This window comes from Microbulbifer thermotolerans (genome assembly GCF_001617625.1).
GTDB classification, from domain to species: Bacteria; Pseudomonadota; Gammaproteobacteria; order Pseudomonadales; family Cellvibrionaceae; genus Microbulbifer; species Microbulbifer thermotolerans.
Genome location: NZ_CP014864.1, coordinates 2,782,910 through 2,805,449 on the forward strand (window position 1 = coordinate 2,782,910; position 22,540 = coordinate 2,805,449).

15 protein-coding genes and 1 pseudogene are annotated in these 22,540 nt (G+C 56.9%); 8 read left to right on the forward strand and 8 right to left on the reverse strand.

Annotated features, from left to right (window positions below; translation table 11 throughout):
- Positions 1-404 precede the first annotated feature (404 nt).
- Positions 405-3,296, forward strand: a complete 2,892-nt coding sequence (gene gcvP / locus A3224_RS11555; protein WP_067154707.1) for an aminomethyl-transferring glycine dehydrogenase — start codon at positions 405-407, stop codon at positions 3,294-3,296.
- A gap of 180 nt (positions 3,297-3,476) precedes the next feature.
- Here gcvP and purU read toward each other — a convergent pair whose 3' ends face one another.
- Positions 3,477-4,313: a formyltetrahydrofolate deformylase gene (gene purU, locus A3224_RS11560; RefSeq protein ID WP_067154709.1), complete on the reverse strand. Its 837-nt coding sequence runs from the start codon at positions 4,311-4,313 to the stop codon at positions 3,477-3,479.
- 91 nt (positions 4,314-4,404) lie between these two features.
- On the opposite strand from purU, the gene pepQ reads away from it, so the two are divergent.
- Entirely contained in the window at positions 4,405-5,718 is a 1,314-nt protein-coding gene (pepQ, locus tag A3224_RS11565; protein ID WP_067154711.1) for a Xaa-Pro dipeptidase, read from the forward strand.
- Between the two features lie 183 nt (positions 5,719-5,901).
- On the opposite strand, the gene metE is transcribed toward pepQ, so the two are convergent.
- Positions 5,902-8,136 carry a 5-methyltetrahydropteroyltriglutamate--homocysteine S-methyltransferase gene (metE, locus tag A3224_RS11570; RefSeq protein WP_067154714.1) on the reverse strand — a complete coding sequence of 745 codons (2,235 nt, stop codon included), beginning with the start codon at positions 8,134-8,136 and terminating at the stop codon, positions 5,902-5,904.
- A 149-nt stretch (positions 8,137-8,285) separates the two neighbouring features.
- Here metE and A3224_RS11575 point away from each other — a divergent pair, with 149 nt between their 5' ends.
- Positions 8,286-9,203, forward strand: a complete 918-nt coding sequence (locus A3224_RS11575) for a LysR family transcriptional regulator (RefSeq protein ID WP_067154717.1) — start codon at positions 8,286-8,288, stop codon at positions 9,201-9,203.
- A gap of 145 nt (positions 9,204-9,348) precedes the next feature.
- The gene (locus A3224_RS11580) at positions 9,349-9,888 is read left to right on the forward strand and encodes a cytochrome b (protein WP_067154720.1); all 540 of its coding nucleotides are present in this window, start codon (positions 9,349-9,351) and stop codon (positions 9,886-9,888) included.
- A 37-nt stretch (positions 9,889-9,925) separates the two neighbouring features.
- On the opposite strand, the gene A3224_RS11585 is transcribed toward A3224_RS11580, so the two are convergent.
- From A3224_RS11585 to A3224_RS11600, 4 genes are all read right to left on the reverse strand, one after another.
- The gene (locus tag A3224_RS11585) at positions 9,926-11,683 is read right to left on the reverse strand and encodes a DEAD/DEAH box helicase (protein WP_067154723.1); all 1,758 of its coding nucleotides are present in this window, start codon (positions 11,681-11,683) and stop codon (positions 9,926-9,928) included.
- 215 nt (positions 11,684-11,898) lie between these two features.
- Positions 11,899-12,921 carry a capsular biosynthesis protein gene (locus A3224_RS11590; protein WP_197462982.1) on the reverse strand — a complete coding sequence of 341 codons (1,023 nt, stop codon included), beginning with the start codon at positions 12,919-12,921 and terminating at the stop codon, positions 11,899-11,901.
- A gap of 438 nt (positions 12,922-13,359) precedes the next feature.
- Positions 13,360-13,731 (reverse strand): hypothetical protein, encoded by a 372-nt coding sequence (locus A3224_RS11595; RefSeq protein ID WP_156481473.1) that lies wholly within the window; start codon positions 13,729-13,731, stop codon positions 13,360-13,362.
- Positions 13,732-13,830: 99 nt separating this feature from the next.
- A complete protein-coding gene (locus tag A3224_RS11600) occupies positions 13,831-15,558 on the reverse strand; it encodes an SLC13 family permease (protein ID WP_067154732.1) in 1,728 nt (575 codons plus the stop codon).
- A gap of 612 nt (positions 15,559-16,170) precedes the next feature.
- Here A3224_RS11600 and A3224_RS11605 point away from each other — a divergent pair.
- Together A3224_RS11605 and A3224_RS11610 are read left to right on the forward strand one after the other, a co-directional pair.
- Positions 16,171-18,141: a hypothetical protein gene (locus A3224_RS11605; protein ID WP_231902371.1), complete on the forward strand. Its 1,971-nt coding sequence runs from the start codon at positions 16,171-16,173 to the stop codon at positions 18,139-18,141.
- The gene (locus A3224_RS11610) at positions 18,142-18,624 is read left to right on the forward strand and encodes a hypothetical protein (protein ID WP_067154738.1); all 483 of its coding nucleotides are present in this window, start codon (positions 18,142-18,144) and stop codon (positions 18,622-18,624) included. It begins immediately after the preceding gene.
- 116 nt (positions 18,625-18,740) lie between these two features.
- Here the strand turns inward: A3224_RS11610 and A3224_RS11615 are convergent.
- Positions 18,741-18,956 (reverse strand): annotated as a pseudogene (locus tag A3224_RS11615) (IS256 family transposase); the annotation flags it as partial.
- A 1,199-nt stretch (positions 18,957-20,155) separates the two neighbouring features.
- Between A3224_RS11615 and A3224_RS17665 the strand changes: the two are divergent.
- Positions 20,156-21,505, forward strand: a complete 1,350-nt coding sequence (locus tag A3224_RS17665) for an RHS repeat domain-containing protein (RefSeq protein WP_407939296.1) — start codon at positions 20,156-20,158, stop codon at positions 21,503-21,505.
- Between the two features lie 2 nt (positions 21,506-21,507).
- Positions 21,508-21,870: a hypothetical protein gene (locus A3224_RS16925; RefSeq protein ID WP_139223321.1), complete on the forward strand. Its 363-nt coding sequence runs from the start codon at positions 21,508-21,510 to the stop codon at positions 21,868-21,870.
- A gap of 283 nt (positions 21,871-22,153) precedes the next feature.
- Here the strand turns inward: A3224_RS16925 and A3224_RS11625 are convergent, their stop codons facing one another.
- Positions 22,154-22,384, reverse strand: coding sequence for a hypothetical protein (locus tag A3224_RS11625; RefSeq protein WP_067154744.1), 231 nt, complete (start codon positions 22,382-22,384; stop codon positions 22,154-22,156).
- Positions 22,385-22,540 lie beyond the last annotated feature (156 nt).

A 22,540-nucleotide genomic window follows, 5' to 3' on the forward strand; every position in this document is an offset into this window, starting at 1 on the left:
CCTATCCCAAAAGCACAACAGTCGGCGCCAGCCGGCTTGGCTCCATCGCCTGCCCAGAATCTCCAGGGAGTATGGTTGATAGCCCGGACAACCAAGGAAGGGTTCTGAGCGCCAGCAGAATAAAATTACGCCGACTGCGTTATAACAGGATATATCTCACATTTTTTGACACAATTTAGCACATTTACCGCCAAAAACTACCAGATTGCCGGCACTGCCCGCGGTTGCTAAGATGCGCGCCGGCTCGCCGGCCCCCAGACCCCGCAATCCGCCTGTCTGGCAGCTGCGCCCGCTTCTCCCACGTTTACCCGCAAAAAAACAACAGGGCACCAATGCCAGAACCGCGGGATCGAAACAGGGGCTATGTTTAACCGCACTTCCCTGCGATTACAGGAATGAAGTTTATGACTCAGCCATCTCTTCAGCAGTTGGAACAACACGACGCCTTTATCCAGCGCCATATCGGCCCCGACGACGCGCAGACCCGGGAAATGTTGAACACCCTCGGTGTTTCCAGTCTGGACGAGCTGATAGAGAAAACAGTGCCCGCCGCCATCCGCAAAACTGACGAACTGAACCTGTCAGATGCAGTGGACGAAGCAGAGGCCCTGGCAGAACTGAAGGCGCTGGCGAGCCGCAACAAGATCTACCGTACCTTTATCGGCATGGGCTACCACGACACGATTACGCCCAACGTCATCCTGCGCAACGTGCTGGAAAATCCCGGCTGGTACACCGCCTACACGCCCTATCAGCCGGAAATCGCCCAGGGCCGTCTGGAAGGGTTGCTGAACTTCCAGCAAATGATCATGGACCTGACCGGCATGGAAATGGCCAACGCCTCCATGCTCGACGAAGGCACCGCCGCCGCTGAAGCCATGGCCATGTGCAAACGCCAGGTGAAGCGCAACAAGTCCAACGTCTTTTTCGTAGACGCCGACTGCCACCCGCAAACCATCGCCGTAGTCAAAACCCGCGCCGAGCACTTCGGTTTTGAAGTGATCGTTGGAGATGTGGAAAAAGATATTCCCGCGGAACTCTTCGGCGCGCTGCTGCAATACCCCGGCTCCACCGGCCGGGTACGCGATCTGACTGATATCATCGCCGGAGTCCACGAAGCGGGCGCTCTGGTAACCGTTGCCGCCGATCTGATGAGCCTGGTGGCCCTGAAGGCACCGGGTGAAATGGGTGCCGATGTGGTGGTTGGCAGCAACCAGCGCTTCGGGATTCCCATGGGCTACGGTGGCCCCCACGCCGCCTTCTTCGCCTTCCGCGAGGCCTACAAGCGCTCAGCACCCGGCCGCATCATCGGCGTGTCCGTAGACAGCAAAGGCAAGCGCGCCCTGCGCATGGCCATGCAGACCCGCGAACAGCATATCCGCCGCGAAAAGGCCAACTCCAATATCTGCACCTCCCAGGTACTGCTGGCGGTGATGAGTGCCTTCTACGCCATCTACCATGGCCCCGAAGGGCTGAAAACAATCGCCGCGCGCATTCAGCGCCTGACCGATATCCTCGCCGCAGGCCTCAAGGCGAAGGGCTTCGAGCTGGCCCATGACAGCTGGTTCGACACCCTCACCGTCAACACCGGCGACAAGCAGGGCGAGATCTACCAGCGCGCCCTGGATGCGGAAATCAACCTGCGCAAAGTGGCTGGCGACGCCCTGGGTGTCAGCCTGCACGAAACCGCGACCCTGCAGGATGTATCCGACATACTCGACGCCTTCTGCGGCGCCGCCCACGGCCTGGATCTGTCCGCACTGGACAGCGAGATAGCGGCCAAAGGACCCCAGGGGCTACCCGCTGCACTGGCGCGCGAGAGCGAATTCCTCACCCATCCGGTCTTCAACAGCTACCACTCAGAGACCGAGATGCTGCGTTACCTGAAGACCCTGGAGTCCAAGGACATAGCGCTGAACCACTCTATGATCCCGCTGGGCTCCTGCACCATGAAGCTGAACGCCACCGCGGAGATGATCCCAGTAACCTGGCCGGAGTTCGGCAAACTGCATCCCTTCGTCCCCGCCGATCAGGCCCAGGGCTACGCGGCGCTGTTCGAACAGCTGCAACAGATGCTGGCCGCCTGCACCGGCTACGACGCCGTGAGCCTGCAGCCCAACGCCGGCTCCCAGGGCGAGTACGCGGGCCTGGTAGCAATCAAAAAATACTTCGAAGCCAAGGGCGAAACCCAGCGCGATATCTGCCTGATTCCCGCCTCCGCCCACGGCACCAACCCGGCCTCCGCGATGATGGCGGGCATGAAAGTGGTTGTGGTCGCCTGCGACAGCAAGGGCAACGTGGACATCGACAACCTCAAGGCCAAAGTAGAGGAACACGGTGAGCGCATCGCCGCGCTGATGGTCACCTACCCGTCCACTCACGGCGTGTTTGAGGAAGGCATCCGCGAGATCTGCGATCTGATCCACGCTGCCGGTGGCCAGGTGTATATCGACGGCGCCAATATGAACGCCCTGATCGGCGTCGCCGCACCGGGTCAGTTCGGCGGCGACGTCTCGCACCTGAACCTGCACAAAACCTTCTGTATTCCCCACGGCGGCGGCGGCCCGGGCATGGGCCCCATCGCCGTCGGCGAGCACCTCAAGCCCTATCTGGCCGGCCACCCTGTGACCGAAATACCGGGCACCGACACCGCCAACGGCACCATCTCCGCGGCGCCCTGGGGTTCCGCCAGTATTCTGCCGATCAGCTGGATGTATATCCGCATGATGGGTAAACAGGGTATGAAGCGCGCCACCGAGATGGCGATTCTGAACGCCAACTATGTAGCCAAGCGCCTGTCCGAGCACTACACCCTGCTCTACACGGGCAGCAACGGCTTCGTCGCGCACGAGTGTCTGGTGGACCTACGCCCGCTGAAAGAGGCCAGCGGCATCTCCGAGGAAGATATCGCCAAGCGCCTGATGGACTTCGGTTTCCACGCCCCCACCATGTCCTTCCCGGTGGCCGGCACCCTGATGATCGAACCCACCGAGAGCGAATCCAAGGAAGAGCTGGACCGCTTTATCGAAGCCATGACAATTATCCGCAAAGAGGTCGAGCAGGTGATCAACGGTGAGTACAGCGCCGAGGACAACCCGCTGCACAATGCGCCGCACACCCTGGATGACGTGATGGCCGACCAATGGCAACACAGCTACTCCCGCGATGTGGCCGGCCGCCCGGCGTCCTGGCTGAAGTCACACAAAGTGTGGCCGGCCTCCAACCGCATCGACAATGTCTACGGCGACCGCAACCTCATCTGCTCCTGCCCGCCGGTAGAGAGCTACGCGGAATAACCCCTCTCACCGATACACGGAAAGAGAGTGTGCAAAAAAGGCCGGGAATTTTCCCGGCCTTTTCTTTTGCCACTCGGCTCGAGCGCCATTCTGAATAGATGCTGTAGCCTGAGCGCCCCGGAAGCTACCATAGTGTTCACGCGAATTAATCAAAGGTTCCCTAAATTCAGAGTGTAAAAACTATTTAAACACCACCGTCTTGTTGCCGTGGATAAACACCCGCTCCTCCAGCACCAGCTGTAACGCGCGAGTCAACACCAGCTTTTCCACATCCCGCCCGGCCGCAGCCATGGCTGCGGCGGAATAGGCGTGATCCACATGGATAATGTCCTGCTCGATAATCGGCCCCTCATCCAAGTCATCAGTGACGAAGTGCGCCGTTGCCCCAATCAACTTCACACCTCGCTCATAGGCCTGCTGGTAAGGCCTGGCACCGATAAATGCGGGCAGGAATGAGTGGTGGATATTGATAATGCGGTCCCGGTAGTGGGCCACAAAGTCCGGTGTCAGCACCCGCATGTATTTGGCCAACACCAGGTAATCCGGACAGTAGTCATCGACCAGAGCCATCACCTGCTGCTCGTGTTGCGCCCGCTCCAGACCATCCGCCGGCAGGTGGTGGAAGGGGATATCGAATTTCTCCACCAGCGAGCCCAGGTCCGGATGGTTGCCGATCACCGCTGCGATTTCCACATCCAGGGCACCGGCGTAGCACTTCATCAGAATATCGCCGAGACAATGGGATTCGCGGGTCACCATCAGCACCAGGCGTTTGCGCCCACTGGCCACCAGACGCCGCTTTGCCCCCTGCGGTAAAGTGAGATCCAGATCCTCCAGAAAGGTCTGGTCGTTGAAGATCCCCTCCAGTGCGGTACGCATAAAAAAGCGGCCCTGCTCGCGGTCGACGAATTCATCGTTCTTGATGATATTGAGCTGGTGCTTGTAGCAAATATTGGTGATCTTCGCGATCAGCCCCTTGGCATCGGGGCAGTCGGTCAGCAGTATCTTCTTTTCCATGTTCGAAATTCAGGCCAAATATCCAAGGCCCAGACTATACACTATGCCGATTGACTGATTCACAAACCCGCTCACCTATCCGGGGAACAATATGGATAAGAATCTCTACGCTGAACATATCGCCACCCTGCAACGCCGCTACGATGACATTCTCGAAGCCTGCGGCTTCGACACACTCAACGTGTTCAGCGGCGCACCCAAGGTGCAGTTCCTGGACGACAACTACTACCCCTTCAAGGTAAATCCCCAGTTCAAAGCGCTGGTACCGGTAACCGACAATCCCCACAGTTGGGTGATCTACCGCCGCGGGCAGAAGCCCAAGCTGCTGTTCTACCGCCCGGTGGACTTTTGGCACTATGTGCCGCCAGCGCCGCAGACCTACTGGAGCGACTTTTACGATATCGAGCTGATCGCAAGCCCGGCAGATGCCAAACAATTCCTGAGCGCAGAAGGGGCCGCCTTTCTCGGCGAGGCCGACGGTCTGGATGGCTGGCCGCTCGGCACCCCCAATCCAGAAGCACTGCTGGCGCGGCTGCACTGGGCGCGCGCCTACAAGACCCCCTATGAACTCGCCTGCCTGCGCCAGGCCAACCGCATAGCGGTAAAAGCCCACAGAGCTGCGGAAGCTGCCTTCCGCGAAGGTGCCAGCGAATTTGAGATCAACCTCGCCTATCTGCAAGCCGCGGCTCAGGGCGAAAACCGCATGCCCTACGGCAATATCATTGCCCTGAACGAGCACGCGGCCATACTGCACTACACCCACCTCTCCGAACAGCGCCTGCCGGAATCAGAACGGAGGACCTTCCTCATCGACGCGGGTGCCGACTGCAACGGCTACTGTGCGGACATCACCCGCACTTACGCTTACCGCGACGGCGAATTCGCGGACCTTGTGGCGGCGATGGACGAAAAACAACAAGAGCTGGTTGCCGGCCTGAAGCCGGGCCTCCCCTACCCTGACCTGCATCGGGAATGTCACCAAAAGGTGGGCGAGTTACTGAATCGCTTCGGCGTGATCAAAACCTCCGCCGACAATGCGGTGGAATCCGGCCTTACCGGCACTTTTATGCCCCACGGACTGGGCCACTTTCTCGGCCTGCAGGTACACGATGTGGGCGGCCATCAGGCCGGTCCGGAAGGCGGCGTCACCCCCCCGCCGGCCCAATACCCCTTCCTGCGCACAACGCGCACTATTGAAGAAAACCAGGTTTTCACCATCGAACCCGGTCTCTATTTTATCGACAGCCTGTTGGCGGAACTGAAAGATTCTGAACTGGCAAAAGAAGTGAATTGGAGCAAGGTCGATGCGCTGCGCCCCTTCGGCGGTGTGCGTATCGAGGATAACGCCATTGTACGTGCAGACGGTGTCGAGAATATCACTCGGAATTGCTACGCGGAGGACTGAGAAACCGCAGATTTGTTCGCTTTGAGCACCTTAGGTGCTCAAGCAATGGGGCATTTCGAAAACCCGTGAGCACTTCCCTGTAGCTCGACCGGATACCTCCCTGCAGCCGGTGGTTTCGAAATGTCCCCCATCGCCTGAGCAATTCGTTCAGGAGTAATGCCCCAAGAGTGGCATGGGCGCGAATCAGGCCAGCTCCGCCCTCAGCGTCCGCGCTGCCTCCACCATATTCAACAGCGATGACCCCACTTCGGCCCAACTGCGGGTCTTAAGGCCGCAGTCCGGATTCACCCAGAGTTTTTCCAGGGGAATAACCTCAGCGATTTTCTTCAGCCGTGCCACCAGTTCTTCCCGCTGCGGCACATTGGGCGAGTGGATATCGTAGACGCCCGGGCCAATCTCGTTCGGGTAACCGCCTTTCTCGCCAGAGAATGCATGCAGCAACTGCAGGTCCGAACGGGAGGACTCAATGGTAATTACATCCGCATCCAGGGCCACAATCGCATCCATAATCGCGTTGAAGTTGCTGTAGCACATATGGGTGTGAATCTGGGTTTCCGGCTTTACTTGACTGCAGGTATAGCGGAAACAGGCCACTGCCCAGTCGAAGTAGGCTTTGTGTTCCGACTCCCGCAAAGGCACCCCTTCGCGCAGGGCCGGTTCGTCGATCTGGATAATGCCGATACCGGCTTCTTCCAGATCCAGCACCTCCTGGCGCAGCGCCTTGGCAATTTGCAGACAGCTCTCGGCGCGGGGAATATCCTCGCGCGGGAAAGACCAGTTCAATATTGTCACCGGACCGGTGAGCATGCCCTTGACCGGTTTTTTCGTCAGGCTCTGTGCGTAGCTGATCCACTCCACCGTCATGGGTTTCGGCCGCGAAATATCGCCAAAGATAATCGGCGGCTTCACACAGCGGGAGCCGTAACTCTGCACCCAGCCGTTGCCGGTGTGCACGAAACCTTCCAGCTGCTCGCCAAAATACTCCACCATATCGTTGCGCTCCGCCTCGCCGTGCACCAGCACATCCAGACCGAGAATTTCCTGGCGGCGTATGGCCTCGGCAATTTCTGCGCGCAAATGATCGCGGTAATCCTGTTCGCTGATTTCTCCGCTGCGGAACTGTTTGCGCACTTTGCGCAGCAGATCCGTCTGTGGGAAAGAACCAATGGTGGTAGTGGGCAACAAAGGCAGCTGCCAGCGTTTGGCCTGCAGTGGCGCACGCTCGGCGTAGGACTGCGGGCGCCAGGTATCTTGCAGCTCCTCCAGCGCAGTACTCGAAGACACCGCCGCAACACTCGCGGACGCATCCGTAGCCGCATCCTGTTGCAACAGGCTTTGCAGCTGCTTCAGTTCTTCCAGTTTCTGGCGACTGTAGGCGAGTTTCTGTCTCTGCTCCGCCGGCAGGCCAGTTTCTGTTTCCAGGTCTACTGGGCAGTGCAAAAGAGAGCAACTGGCAGACAGCCACAAGCGATCGCCCAACTGTTCGGCGATTGGCTTTAAGCGGCTCTGCCAGCTGGCCAAGTCGCCGCGCCAGACATTGCGACCGTTCAGAACGCCAGCGGACAGCACTTGATTCGGGCCCAGAGCCTCCACCGCAGTGGACAGTTCCTCGGGCGCGCGCACACAATCGATATGCACCCCGTCCACTGGCAGGGCAAACGCCAGCGGCAAGTTTTCCTGTAAAGAGGAGAAATACGTAGCCAGCAGCAGTTTCAGCGCAGGTACTGCCGCATTCAGTTCCCGGTAGGCAGGGGCAAAGGCATCGCGCCACGCGCCCGGCAAGTCCAGCCCGAGTATCGGCTCGTCCAGCTGTACCCACTCGACACCGGCCTCTGCCAGCTCCCGCAACAGCTGCGTGTAACAGGGCAACAACTTCGGCAGCAGTGCCAGGGCGTCGCCCTCGGCGCGGCCGAGCCACAGATAAGTCAGAGGACCAATAACCACCGCCTTGGTGTTGTGGCCCTGTGACCGGGCTTCCTGCACCTCGGTCAGCAACCAGTCACTGTCCAAGGCGAAATTCTGGTCGGCGCTGAACTCTGGTACCAGGTAGTGATAATTGGTATCAAACCACTTGGTCATGGCACTGGCGGCCACGGGACTGCCCGAGGGAGCGCGGCCGCGGGCGATGCGGAAATACTGATCCAGTTTGTTGTCTGCAGCGCCCTCGTCAAAGCGCGGCGGCACAGCGCCGAACATCAGCGTGTGATTGAGCACCTGGTCGTACCAGGCGAAATCACCAACGGTTACCAGCTCCAGGCCCGCTTCCCTCTGCGCCTGCCAATTGCCGCGGCGTATCTCCGCCCCAACTGCCAGCAGTTCTCTCTGCGGGAGATCCCCGCGCCAGTAGGCCTCCAGTGCCTTTTTCAGTTCGCGGCCAGCGCCAATGCGCGGATAGCCGAGGATATGTGTCAGTGCCATCGGTAATTTCCCAGGTCTTTTCAATGTTCATTAGGAGCGATCCCTCTCCAACAAGGGGAGCGAGGGGGCGAATTCGGGATTGATTCTGCGGGTGCAAAGGTGTTCAATCAATTTCATATTTTTTGCCTGAAACATGAATATTTCTAAAGATGATTGAACTGCGGCATTTGCGCGCCCTCACGACTTTGCGGGAAACCGGCAGTATGGTGCGCGCCTCCGAGCGCTTACATCTCACCCAGTCAGCCCTGTCTCACCTGTTCCGCGAACTGGAGGACCGCCACGGCCAAGCGCTGTTTGTGCGCAAGTCGCGGCCACTGCGCTTTACCAGCGCCGGGTTGCGCCTGCTGCAACTGGCGGACGAAATACTGCCGCAAGTGGCGCTGGCACAGCGGGATCTGGCCCGGCTGGCCAGTGGCCAGGCCGGGCGGCTGAATATCGCCATTGAGTGCCACAGTTGCTACCAGTGGCTGATGCCAACTTTGGACAAATACCGGGACAACTGGCCGGAGGTAGAACTGGATCTGTCCAGTGGCTTCCACTTCGCCCCTCTGCCGGCACTAGTCCGCGGCGACCTGGATTTGGTGGTTACCTCAAATCCAGACCCGGACTTGAAGGGGATTCACTACCAGCCGCTGTTCCGCTTTGAAATGGTGCTGGCACTGAGCCGCAGGCATCCGTTGGCGGAAAAGCGCTGGGTATCACCGGAGGACTTGGCCGGGGAAATACAAATCACCTACCCGGTGGAACGGGAGCGGCTGGACATCTTCCAACATTTTCTCGACCCCGCCGGGGTGGAACCCGCCGATGTGCGCACGGCGGAACTGACGGTGATGATGGTACAGCTCGCGGCCAGTGGTCGCGGCGTTTGCGCGCTGCCGAACTGGGCGCTGCACGAGTATCTGCAAAAAGGGTTTGTCAACCAGCTCCGCCTGGGGGAGCAGGGTTTGTGGAGCACCCTCTACGCAGCGGTGCGGGAAGAAATGCTGACGCAGGCATTCATTGAAGACTTTTTGCAAACCGCGCGGGATACCTGCTTCGCCACCCTCAATGATATCCGTGCTGTGTAACAGATTAAGCTGGCCTGTAGTGGGTTACTGAACGCTCTGAAGGGGATAACGGCAAACTGTAAAGAAATTTAAACCAAACACTTACCCCTTGGCGGTATTCAATATGTGGTTAGAATGACTGCAATAGCTTAAGAGGAGACTGTCGATGACTAATCAGAATTCGGGATGGCACCCGGTAACTAAGGGCCTGCACTGGCTGTTCGTGATACTGCTGCTGTGCGTCTGGGGCGCAGTAGAGCTGCACGAATTTTACGACCGCGAAGACCCCATGCGCGGCTGGCTGGTACGGCTGCATTTCTCCCTGGGTATCACTGTACTGCTGTTGCTAGTGCTGCGCCTGTACTGGCGGGCCCGCCATAAACGCCCCCAGGTCGAAGGGCCGGGCTGGCAGCGCGCCCTGTCCTCACTGCTTCACGGGGCGCTGTATCTGGTGCTGCTGGTGATGCCGCTTTCCGGTATTTCAATGCGCCAGCTATTTGGACGCGATACCGAATTCTTCGGTTTGTTTGCACTGCCGCGCCTGCTGGAGAAAAACCCGGACCTGGGTAAACAAATTGCCTTTTTACACAAAGAGGTTTTTTGGCCAGCCCTGTTGATTCTGGTGGGACTGCATATCGCGGCGGCCCTGTGGCACCACTTTGTGCAGAAGGACAACACACTGACCCGCATGTTGCCGCAGCGGTAAAGCACTGATCGCGGCCTCAGGCCGCGACTACCCGATCTTACTGGCGCTTTGCCCTGCGTCCCCCGCGGGGCTTTGCCTTGGACCTTCCAGACCGCTCCCCGAGGCGGGAAATCTTCATCGGTCGGCCGGCTACCCGCACCTGCTTTAAGTGCAGAAACACCTCCTTCGGCATACCTTCCGGCAAGTCCACCGTGGTGTACTCGGAGTAAATCTCAATTCGGCCGATATAGGAGCTGTCCAGATCCACTTCGTTGGCGATGGCTCCGACGATATTGCCCGGGCGTACGCCGTGCTCGCGTCCCACTTCGATACGGAAACGCTCCAGCCCTTCATCGGGCGGCGGCATCTTCTTATCTTTCTCGTACTCGCCCTTGTTGAACCTGTCTTTGGAATCCGCCCTTCGGGCCATTTTGCGGCTCTCGAAGTTGTCGTCGCCACGCTCTCTTTTCTTGCGCGGCTTGCGTTCCTCTTCCTTGATTAACAGCGGCTGGTCACCCTGAACCATAGCGGCAAGAGCCGCAGCGACATCCAAAGGGTCCCGTTCGTTGTGGGCCAAGTACTCCTCCACCAGTTGGCGGTAGGGTGCGAGGTCTGTCTGCCCTTCAAGGGTTTCGGTAATGCGTCCGCGGAAGCGCTCCATACGCGCATTATTCACCGCCGCGGCGCTGGGCAGTTCCAACCGCTCGATCGGTTTCTTGGTGGCCTTTTCGATAATGCGCAGCATGCGCCGCTCCCGCGGGGCGACGAACAGAATCGCATCCCCCTCGCGCCCGGCGCGGCCGGTGCGGCCAATACGGTGGATATAGGCCTCGGCATCGTAGGGGATGTCGTAGTTGATTACATGGCTGATACGCGCCACATCCAGGCCGCGGGCAGCCACATCGGTGGCCACCACAATATCCAGTACACCTTTTTTCAGCTTGTCGATCACCGCCTCGCGCAGGTTCTGTGCCATATCGCCATTCAAGGCAGCGACGGCAAAGCCCCGTGCAGTGAGCTTATCGGCCAGCTCCACGGTACTGTTTTTGGTACGCACGAAGATAATGGTGCCGTCCACCGGTTCCGCCTCGAGAATCCGGGTCAGCGCATCCAGCTTGTGCAGACCACCCACCGGCCAGTAGCGCTGGCGAATGGTCTCGGCGGTCTCCGTCTTTACGCGGATTTTCACTTCCACCGGCTCTCGCAGGTGCTCGCGAGCAATGCGCGCAATTTCCTTCGGCATGGTGGCGGAGAAAAGCGCCACCTGGCGCTCTTCCGGGATTTGCTCCAGCACCCACTGCACATCGTCGATAAATCCCATGCGCAACATCTCATCGGCTTCATCCAGAACCAGTGTCTTCAAACCGGAGAGATCCAGGGAACCGCGGCGCATATGGTCCATCACCCGCCCGGGAGTACCCACCACCAGCTGCACACCGCGTTTCAGTTGCTGCATCTGGCCACGGTAGTCGGCGCCGCCGTAAATCGGCGCCACATGAAAGCCCTTCAAGTTGGCGGCGTAGGACTGGCAGGCCTCCGCCACCTGGATTGCCAATTCGCGGGTCGGCGCCAGCACCAGCGCCTGTACGCGGCGCTCGCTGAGGTCGAGCTGTGCCAGCAAGGGCAGCGCAAAAGCGGCGGTTTTGCCAGTGCCGGTCTGCGCCTGCCCCAGCACATCACGGCCTTCCAGCAGAGAAGGAATGGTCTGAGCCTGAATCGGCGAGGGACTTTCATAGCCCAGCTTCTCAAGGGCGCTGAGTATTTGCGTCGGCAGACCCAACTGGTCAAAGCTGGGAGCGTTGGGGGTATCGGTCATTTCGGAGTTCACTTGGAGCCAGTGCGCCCTGCCGGGCGCCGGTACGGCGGGGGTAAAAGGCCGCGCAGTCTAACAGGTTCTAACGGAACCGGCAGCATATATTTTAGCCGGCTCAGATAATGGTAGACCAAGCGCCAGTGGTTCCATAGACAGGAGGCACGCCGCAACAGCTTAACGGGCAAAACCACCCGCAGCCATATAGCGGCCGGCCTCTGTCAGTAAGCGGCCTCAGAAACTATCGCCTCGGCCGCAGGCTTGGCGGCAATTACCGGCAGCAGTTGGTGACAGGCCGCTTCTACCGTGATGTCGATGTATTTAAAGAAGCTGCCGTCCAGTTGGGTCCGCTCGTACAGATAAGTGCGGAAACGGCGGAAGAGAGCCTGGTCCACGGGATCGGGATGCCGCCAGAAGCCGTGCAGGTCCCCCTGGTGAGTGAGGCCGGGCATATCGTAAAGGGCGCGGCCCAGCACTTTGGTCGGCACCCCGTGCAACAGGGCGGAAATGCCCACGGTACTGTTGATAGTCACCACACCCCTCGCGTGCTTCAACAGGCTGGGCAGGTGCAGATCGTGACAGTAGACAACGCGGTCTCCCACTCCCCGCTGCCGCGCCAGGGTATCAATCAGCTTTCCGTAGTGGCGGAAGCCTCTGTCCATGGGGTGGTGCTTGATCACCAGCAACTCACCCTGTGGCGCATTGGCGGCAAAAGAGGTGATAACCACATCGATCGAATGCTCGATCGACAGCAGGTCCGAATGAGTGCGGATCTGGAAATCGTCGCATGTCTGTAGCGGAAACAGGAAAAAGCGTCCGGAAAATTCACTGACTAACCGCGGCAGTATCCGCCGCTGAGTCACTTTGTACAGCCCCTTGCGCCAGAAACTCAGCAACCAGCAACCGGTTTCCGCTTTCCAGTCCCGGTTGCGATGGTGTTGGTAGTGGGGAAAACGGGCGCGATGGAAGCGCGCACTCAGGTAATAGGCAGTCACGAACCAAGCCCGCTGCCAAAAGGTGAGCCCGATTTTGCGGGAGGGGCCGCAGCGCCCAACCGAACGATAACTGTCGATAGCCGGGCGAGACCAGTCGGTGCCGGAATAAGCGTTGACACCGCCCCACTCCAAGGTGACGAAATCCGGGCGCAAATAGCCCTCTTCGAAAACCCCGAAGAACACCCCCAGTTCTTTACACACCTGCCGCGCCAGGCGGTGGTAGAGGCGGCAATCCCCATACACAAGCACAGCGGTGATCCCGTGTTTTCCCTGCGTGTAATCGCCTGTAACTACCTATACGACTGCCAATAAATCAACCCGCTCCGATCTATTTCGCGGCTAAAGCCTCGGCGAAATAATCGCTACCCGCCAGCCCGTGGCCAATACAAAAGACACCAACAACAGTAAGCGGAAACAAAACAACACTTGCGCCAGCACAACCCATGCCGCATACAAACTGCACAGGTTCAGTCAGTAATTGCCGTTCATCGAATTGTTTTTAAAACTCTTGCACCAAGACAACAGCTCCAGCAGCCACAGGGGCACTGTCAAAATAAGCGGATAATCCGTCTCACTGTTTCCAGCACTCTGACTTCCCCCAACTATAGATATAAAACACTGCATTTATAGCTGCGGGGAATTCCCCGAATCGCCTTCTGCCACTGTTCCCGCACCGCGATTATTTTTTCAAACACTTGTTGCAAAAACGCCAGAAACCGACGCCAGCCACTTGCGACCCGACCAGCTGAGCCGCAAGATTTTCATTTGGTAGCGCAGCGGCATAGCTGCGAAGGCCCGCCAGTCAAAGAGGTCATCATCCATAAAGAAGTACACGCTGGCGATTCTGTCCCGGCAGCGTTCCACCAGGGCGCTCCAGTTGGCAGGTACATAGCGCACAAAAATCACCCCGGCACCTTGCAGCTGCTCCGGCGGGGGCACCTGCGAAAAAGCGCAGTACACGGGGGATACGCCCAGTTCTCGCAGGTAAGGCGCGATGAAGTAATCGGTGGAGGGGTTTTTATGTTCCTCCACTACAAATAAGCGCTTGGCGACCGGCAAAAAGACTGCTCCTCCGTTCATTTTCTGGCATCAACCCCGCACTGCTCCCGACCGCCAGTTTTTACACTTTTCGGCGCCCAGGCTCGGCTTTTTTATTTCTCAAAAGGGAAATACCAGCGGCAACAAAGCCAGCACCGTCACGGAATAAGCCACCGTCAGCGGCAATCCCGCCCGTATAAAGTCGCGCAGGTGATAGCCGCCGAGGTTCTGCACCATCAGGTTGGTCTGATAACCAAAAGGGGTCAGGAAACTGGCGCTGGCCCCGTAGGCCACCGCCATCGCAAAAGGCATCCAACTCACGCCGAAACTCTCCGCCAGGCTCCACCCCAGGGGGAAAGCCAGCGCGGCGGCGGCATTGTTGGTCATCAGCTCGGTCAGCGCCAGCGTCAGCAGGAAAATCCCCACCAGGCCTGCCAGCGGACCCCAGCCCTGCAGCAGATCGCGCAATCCCCCGGCCAGTACATCCGCCAGCCCGCTGCCGGCAAAGGCCTCCGCCAGCACCAGTGCACAGGCGATAATCAGCCAGATCTGGAAGGGGAACCGCCGCTGCAACTCGGCAGTGGAAACAATGCCCAGACAGAGCATACCACCGAGAAGTAACACCAACCCCTTTAACAGAGAAAACCAGCCCAGCGCCGCACCTGCCACTACAGCGCCAAAACCCAGCCCCAGCAGCCAGTTGTCGCGCCGGGACAGCTCGCGGCGCACCTCCCTTCCACTGATCACATAGAAGTTCTTGTCGATGTTCAGATGGTGTTTGAAATCCGGCCCCACTGCCAGCAGCAAGGCATCCCCGGCTCGCAACTCGATTTCTCCCAGCTTGCCAGACAACCGCTCACCGCCGCGCCGCATGGCCACCACGGCGGCATCAAAGCGGGTGCGGAACTGGCAGCTTTTTAGGGTCTGTCCGAGTATGCTGGAGCTGGGCGAAATCACCACCTCGGTCAAATCGATGTCGAGCGCCTTGTCCTCCAGGGCGAACACCCGCAACCCCTGGATATCCTGCAACCGCCCCAGGTCGCGCACATCACCACTGAATATGAGCTTGTCGCCGGACTTGATCACCTCCGTGGGCGCCACCGGGCTGATCACATGCCCGTCGCGCACAATCTCCACCAAATAGAGGGTCTCCAGGCGCCGCAATCCGTTCTGCTCCACAGTTTTGCCGTCGAGGGGCGCATCGCCCACCACTTCCGCCTCCAGCAAATACTCTGTCACCGGCTCATCCGTGACCGGCCCCGCCGGCAACAGGCGGTTACACAGCAACAATACCAACAGCCCCACCAGCGCCGCCGCCACACCCACCGGAAGAAAGGCAAAGAAATCCAGCCCCGGCACCCCGCGGTCCACCACGAAGCTGTTCACGATCAAGTTGGTGGAAGTACCGATCAGCGTCAGGGTGCCGCCGAGAATAGCCGCGTAAGACAGCGGCAGCAGCAGCTTGGCCGCCGGGTGGCGCCGCTGCGCCTTGACGCTGGATGCCAGAGCCGCCACCACCGCGGTGTTGTTGAGGAAAGCGGAGCTCAGTGCGGTCGCCGTGGTAAGGCGCACCAAGCTGGCCTTGAGAGACCCATTGATCAGGCCGTCGGATATCGTTCTCAGCCAGCGCGCCTTTTCCAGCCCCACCGACACCAGCAGCAACACAACCAGCGTCACCAGCCCTGGGTTGGCCCCTTTCTGCAGCGCCAGCTCTACCGGCACCACACCCGTTAGAAAGCAGGCCCCGGCGGCGGACGCGAAGATGAGTGAAGGGCGGAAACGGGTAAAGATCAGGGTGCCGATGACCAGAATGAAAATAGCGGCGACAAAGAATTGGGAAAGCGTCATAGAGTTGGGTGCCAGGGTCAGCGGCGCATAGTATATTTTTTAAACACATCTAAAAGCAGTGCAGATTATGCCAAACCCCGCGCCAGTTCCCAACGCAATTGCGATACTCAGCACACCGCCATGAGAAAATTGAGGCCTCATTGAAATCCCCACCTTCCAACGCTACACATCCGCTGTGGAGCGCAAAGAGGCCTCTGATTCCCCTTGCTAACTAAGATACTCCTCACCCAGATCAAAAGTACGGGTGGAGAGATGACTATTTCGAAACCACCGAATAGTAGAGTGGCAGGGGTTGTAAGGATTTATTCATGCCCTTTCGAAAAACCTATCCCATTGCCGGAGCGCCGCGAAGCCCTCTACATCTCCCTCGCGAATCAATTAGAGCCCTTGTCTCGCACAATTGAACGGCAGAGCCCCGTCACCCCCCACCATCAGAGAGGATGTCGTAGCCATGCATTAATTAAAACATATCGAATAATGTAGCTAAATTGATAAAAAGCATTCTCTTATTCACTAATTTTTAGTAACTCATCACAGTCCCCCTCCTTTGCCAAAATTTTCCATTAATTTAAAATTTGGCTTTTACAACAGGCCAAGGGATTGTCTATGTACTTGAGCGTCGAAAACCGCCGGGGAATTCGCTATCGGGTGAGAGCGGGATGGACTTACCACACCGGGATGCCCCAAAACCTCGACGTCCACCTCCTGCTGGAGACTTTTGACACGGACGTACTCGATCAGATTTACGAGCAATTCCTCGCCTTCGACAAAAAATATCCCGACCCCTCTGCGCGCAGCCTGCATACCGCAGAAAGCCACACTTCCATCACCCTCCACGCAGAGGCGCCGAGCCATCTGAGCGACAGGCACCGGCAGGTGTATCTGGCCCTGCGGGAAAACCGCCTGATCATCGAGGAAAACCCTCTGGGTGAAAACCAGTTGGCGGAACAGCAATCCCAGCTGCTGGAGCAAATCCGTCGCGGCCTGCAGCGGATTATCGCCGAGGAGCGCGCCGAGGCGGCGCGGATTCAGAAAGTCCACGAGAAGCGCAGCACACTGGAAAAAGTCGGCGCCTATATCGAGCGCGGCGCCACCGGCCTTGGCAATGCTGCCTGGGACCTGGCGGTATGGGCCAAGGACGTGATGGAAGTGGTGGCCCTGGTTCACCCCGTCCGCCAGAGTATTACAACGGTAACCGCCTCATACGACTACCTCCTGTACGACAAACCCCTGGACCAGTCCATTAGCGAACACCTGTCCCAGGTACACAAAGAAATCGTCGATGTACTGGGCTTTGACCCCAGCAAGATTTCCCGCGAACAGCTGGAACAGGCCTTCGAGGTCGCCCAGCTACTGTACGACGAACCCTCCCTGCGCGGCGCCGTCACCCAGTTCGCCAAAGATTATGTCAAGGCCCAGCACAGCCTGGAAATCACCGAACTGGCCGGTGCCGGCGTATTTGAAATCATCCTCACAATCCTACTGGCGGCCTTTACCGGCGGTGTCGGCGCTGTGGCCAATATGGCCAAAAACACCCGCCTGCTCAGCCGCTTCAAGGTAGTGGGCGAACTGATGATGGACTTTGCCAAGGGCCGCAAACAACAGTTGATCCGCGCCAAAACCCGCGGCGCCCGAGGTAAAGGTGCCAGCTTCGACGACTTGGAAACCGTCGACGCCCCGGCGCCCCAAGCACCCGTGCCTCCCCCCGTGCACAAAGTGAACACCGATAGCGCCAACAACATCAAGAAAAAAAACGCCCCACCCGTATCACTTACTGAAGCAGTAGACAGGCTAAAAAAAGCTAGAGAAAACATTAAGAAAAACGGTTACAGTGGGAAATATACAGATTCTGACCTTATAGACATAGTGAATAAAGGCGAACTTAATGATCGCTTTTACTTTCGGCTCATTTTTGGAAGCGCAGATACTATAGGAAACAACTCACTTGGGTTTACGCGCCCGTCCGGCAGAGCGCCCTATTGGGCAACTACATTCGACATGGCAGAAAACGCCGATTCTGACCCCGAGTTATTGGCTGGACTATTTGGCATTAAAGATTTTGATCCCGATCAGCCATTTAGTATCGCCATTATAGATATGGAAAAAATGCCACCCCAAACAGAGAGGGAGAGCTTTATTCCAACGTACGAAAACATGGCAAGCTTTGGAAATAGAGAGCTCCATGAGGAATTACAAATTTTAGGGGCAGACATGAACGACCTAATGAGCGAAGAAATGTCTGAAAAATATAGAAGATTTGTCAAATCATATACTGACGCGGGAGGCAACATCTATGACAAATCGTCAGTATACAAATATTCAAAAAAATATACATCAGATGAGGCCCTGCAAAAAAACCTGCAAGCTAGACATATTGTTCAAATAGAATTCGGGGCAAACCCAATATTTTCTGGAAACGGGTTAACTAAAGTCACTCCAGAATCAAGGTATGCCAAAGAAATTGGGCAAGAATATGGAGTTGTAGAAACATTTACATTTGAAAGAGATCCATTAAGCTTAGCAGAGCTGGAAAAAAATGGTGCCGCAAAAATAATCCCTGCAAAACCGATAAAAGGCAAGTAAATGCTACTAAACACCGATAACCTTCCTAACAATCACAGATTGATTTATAGAAATCAAAATTTAGGTTTCGCCAATCAAGAATTATTTGTAGTTATCTCTGACAAGCTCCTTTATTTGATAACCAAAGCACCGTCATTATCCCCAGATCAAGAAGATGAGCCTGGCCTAGATGTTTATCAAACCGAGTATCCAATTAAATCCATTCCTTGGTTCATTGATACGGTCGAAAATAAGATATGGCGCTCATCTAAGGATGGAGGTCTACCCTCAGGTCAGTATAGCATCACCAATACAATAGACGGCGAACAATTAAAAATATCTAGAGATATGAATTGTGGCGAAAAGTATCAAAAAGGTATCTCCTGGAAAAACCTAAGCAGAGTACCAGATTACAGTGCATTTGGATACCAGGAAAAGCAACTAACAGACGAAATGTTATTAGAGGGAGGACTATTAAATCTTTTCAAAGATATAGCAAAATAACCCTATACACTTAACTAAACAATTCTAGCTCTTTAATAACTTACCTAATACTTAACTAAGGGCGTAGCATCCTCTCAAATAGAGGGTGTTCAAAATTCTGTGTCAACCAAATAGTCTCACAGACTGATGTATTTCTCCAAGCGTTCTGGGAAGTGAACCGCCAGCTGTGACAGCGTCAGATTCCAGTTCTGGATTGGGTGCGTCCAGCGCTCAGAGGCTTTCAGTATACCGGCGTACAGCAGCTTGAGTAAGCTGTTCTCATTGGCTAAGCCACCCTTGGTTTTGGTCAGTTTTTGAGACTGCCGGTGCACGGCTTCAACGGCGTTTGTGGTGTCACTACGAATACGACAGCCACAACCGCCTGATCAAAAAAATCGACGCCACCGGCGGCGAACACCGCATCGAATACAACGCCGAAGGTCTACCGGAAAAAATTACCGACCCCGCCGGCCACCGCTGGCAACGCCGCTACAACCAAAGCGGCCAGATCACCGAAACCATCGACCCCCTCGGCAACGCCACCCAATACAGCTACAACCCCCTGGGCCTCGTGGGTGCCGTCACCGACCCCCTCGGCCACACCACCCGCTACCTCTGGAACCCCCAGGGCAAACTCACCGCCGTGCACGACCCCATGGGCCGCTCGCAGCACTACCGCTACGACAACGCCCAACGCCTGATCGAAGTACAACACGGACCCAATCAGAGCACCCGCTACGAATACGACGCCCAAGACCGCATCAGCGCCGTTATCGCGCCGGACGGTACCCGCACCGAATACCGCTACACCCCTCATGGCCTGGTAGCGGAAATCATCGACGCCGAAGGCCGCAGCACCCGCTACGAATACGACGGCTTAAGCCAAGTCAAAGCCCGTACCAACCCCGACGGCAGCCGCCTCCAATACCACTACGACGGCGAGCGCAACCTCATCGGCCTCACCAACGAAAAGGGCGAACGCTACACCCTCAAATACGACCTGGCCGAACGCCTGATCGAAGAAACCGGCTTCGACGGCCGCATCACCCGCTACGCCTACAACCGCGCCGGCCACCTCATCAGCAGCCGCGCCGTCACCGACCCCGACACCGGCAAAGGCATAGACACCCTCTTCGAACGGGACCCCTTCGGCCGCCTGCTGCAAGAAATCACCCCCGACGGCACCACCAGCTTCCGCTACAACCGCCTCGGACAACTCATCGAAGCCCAAAACCCTCACCGCAAACTGCGCTGGGAATACGACCCCTGCGGCCGCGTGACCGCCGACTGGCAAGGCCAGGCCAAAATCACCCACCACTACGACGCCGCCGGCAACCGCATCGCCACCACACTGCCCGACGGCGAACAACTGAAATTTGCCTACAACGCCGCCGACCAATTCCAAAGCCTCCACCGCCGACCCGCCGGCGCCCAAGCGGAACAGCTACTCGCCGCGATAGCCCACGACGACCTCGGCCGCGAAATCCAGCGCCAGCACGGCAACGGCCTTGCCACCGAACACCAATACGACCCCCAGGGCCGGCTGCAACAAATGCGCCTTGGCAAAGCCCAAGGCACCACCGAAAAACCCGTGCAGAACCCCCTGCACCAACGCCGCTACCGCTACAACACCGCAGGCCAACTGGCACAGATCGAAGACAGCCTGCGCGGCACCCGCAACTACCACTACGACCCCCTCGACCGCCTCACCCAGGTCGAAGGCCCCAACCCCGAACACTTCATCCACGACCCGGCCCACAACATCCTCGCCGCCGCCGGCTCCGTGGAAGAAGCCAAACAACAAGCCGCCAACACCCAAATCCGCGGCAACCGCCTCGCCTTCCGCGGCGACACCCACTACCGCTACGACACCCACGGCAACCGCATCGCCGCCCTCAGAGGCAAAAACCAAAAGCTGCAAACCCGCTACCACTACAACAGCCGCCAGCAGCTGACCCGCGTCGAACAACTCAAAATCGACGACAACGGCCAGGAACAACTACAACAACAAACCCACTACCAATACGACCCCTTAGGCCGCCGCATCGCCAAAATCAACGACGACCAACACACCGACTTCCTCTGGGACGGCGACCTACTCCTGCGCGAAACCGTACAGAAAACAAACAGCAAAGAAACCGCCAAAACCCGCACCTACTACTTCGAACCGGGCACCTTCAAACCCATCGCCCTGGACGAAAACGGCGAACTCTACCACTACCACCTAGACCACCTGGGCACCCCAGATACCCTGACCGACAGCCAGGGCGAAATCGCCTGGAGCGTCAGCTACACAGCCTATGGCAACCTAGCCATCAAACACTGCAACCGCATCGAACAACCGATCCGGTTCCAGGGACAGTACTACGACGAAGAAACGGGGCTGCACTACAACCGGTTCAGGTATTATGATCCGGAGGTTGGGGCGTTTACGCAGCAGGATCCGATTGGGCTTTTAGGTGGGGTTAATAACTACCAGTATGTGCCTAATCCTGTTTCATGGGTTGATCCGTATGGGTTGACTTGTAAAGAGGAGACACTGAATTCTTCCGTTAAGAAGGGAAGCAGACCTGATTTCATTGTTGGCTCTAATGGTACGACAGTGTCCACTAGCCAAAGCAGAATGCGTCAGGGATTTGATAATGCGGGATTTCCTTCGCAGGATGTAATATCGCCTACTAGTGGCAATGTTGTAGGCCGAGCCCATACTCTTCCTAATGGAAATATCGTACGCACAATGGCTGCCGACGGGCGCAACCCAAGAAGAGCTTCTTTTACAAATGCTAATGGAGGACCCATTGACCCATTTACAGGTAAACCGCCTCAACCTCCGTCCGGACTGACTAGGGCAGGGCGCAAACAATTTGTCCGTGAAAGATCCCATATAGTTCAGGGGCCATAATTATGATTACGAATTTGATTAATGTTTTAAACGATTTATTACCTTTAGTGATCAAGGAAATTTCATGGGATGGAGATACATTCATTATTGCAGGAGATGAATGGAGCTTTTCCACGACCAGCGCTTGGCGGATAATCAAAGAGTCCTCTATAGATTTTGCTTGTTGGGACAACAACATTGATACAAGGGTTGATAAATTGAAAGGGTTAAGTCTTGTAGCAGTACAACCACAAGGATCAAGTATTCATGTTGATCCTGCTTTTCAATTGTCTGATGGCCGACGACTGGAAGTGTTCTCTACAGAAACGGTAGAGCCATGGGCTTTTACACTTCCGGGTGGGAGTATTTATGTAGGCGCTACTTAATTAAGGAAATAAATAACACAGAGGCTGTAAATTAAATTGTGTAACTGCTCATGCTCCCATACCCTAACCGGAAGATAACATGAGCAGAACCATGAACAATCAAGACCTCGAACAACAACTCAAAGAACACGTCACTAAGCTGGCGAGGCTGTTCAAAATTCTGTGTCAGCCAAAAGCATTTCGGAAAGCATTTCGGGACACCCATAAAATGTAATCGAAAAGCCCACCGCCCGCTGCCTGCGCCAGTGGCGGTGTTTTTCAAGATAGTTGTCGCCTTTTTTCATTACGCGGCAACGCTGTTTGCCAATTTTTCTTTCTGTGGGTTCAGCGCCACTGGGCCAACTGGCGTCCAGTCCCTGGTCGCTCCGGACCAGCGCTCTGGATTTCTCTCCCGCGCCTGCTTCTGAACTTTATCCCGCGCGGATAGTATGGCTACGTCCTTTCCCTCATGTCTGTCCGCAGGAGTAACATACTTGATGCCGCTATGCAGGTGCTCGTGGTTGTACCAATGCATAAACCCCTCTACCCACTGCCTGGCCTCATTTAATGAAGCAAAGCCCCCGGTAGGCCAACTCGGGCTGTATTTGACCGGAGTTATCGTCAAATCTGGTGTATGCGATCAGGCGGCTACCCCGTCTGATTGATCAGTTATCGCCTCTCCATTCCGGAA

Excerpts from the sequence above, each read along its gene's own strand:
- gcvP (WP_067154707.1), top strand. The coding sequence starts at position 405 with ATGACTCAGCCATCTCTTCAGCAGTTGGAACAACACGACGCCTTTATC.
- purU (WP_067154709.1), bottom strand. The coding sequence starts at position 4,313 with ATGGAAAAGAAGATACTGCTGACCGACTGCCCCGATGCCAAGGGGCTG.
- pepQ (WP_067154711.1), top strand. The coding sequence starts at position 4,405 with ATGGATAAGAATCTCTACGCTGAACATATCGCCACCCTGCAACGCCGC.
- metE (WP_067154714.1), bottom strand. The coding sequence starts at position 8,136 with ATGGCACTGACACATATCCTCGGCTATCCGCGCATTGGCGCTGGCCGC.
- A3224_RS11575 (WP_067154717.1), top strand. The coding sequence starts at position 8,286 with ATGATTGAACTGCGGCATTTGCGCGCCCTCACGACTTTGCGGGAAACC.
- A3224_RS11580 (WP_067154720.1), top strand. The coding sequence starts at position 9,349 with ATGACTAATCAGAATTCGGGATGGCACCCGGTAACTAAGGGCCTGCAC.
- A3224_RS11585 (WP_067154723.1), bottom strand. The coding sequence starts at position 11,683 with ATGACCGATACCCCCAACGCTCCCAGCTTTGACCAGTTGGGTCTGCCG.
- A3224_RS11600 (WP_067154732.1), bottom strand. The coding sequence starts at position 15,558 with ATGACGCTTTCCCAATTCTTTGTCGCCGCTATTTTCATTCTGGTCATC.
- A3224_RS11610 (WP_067154738.1), top strand. The coding sequence starts at position 18,142 with ATGCTACTAAACACCGATAACCTTCCTAACAATCACAGATTGATTTAT.
- A3224_RS17665 (WP_407939296.1), top strand. The coding sequence starts at position 20,156 with ATGCGCCTTGGCAAAGCCCAAGGCACCACCGAAAAACCCGTGCAGAAC.
- A3224_RS16925 (WP_139223321.1), top strand. The coding sequence starts at position 21,508 with ATGATTACGAATTTGATTAATGTTTTAAACGATTTATTACCTTTAGTG.
- A3224_RS11625 (WP_067154744.1), bottom strand. The coding sequence starts at position 22,384 with ATGCATTGGTACAACCACGAGCACCTGCATAGCGGCATCAAGTATGTT.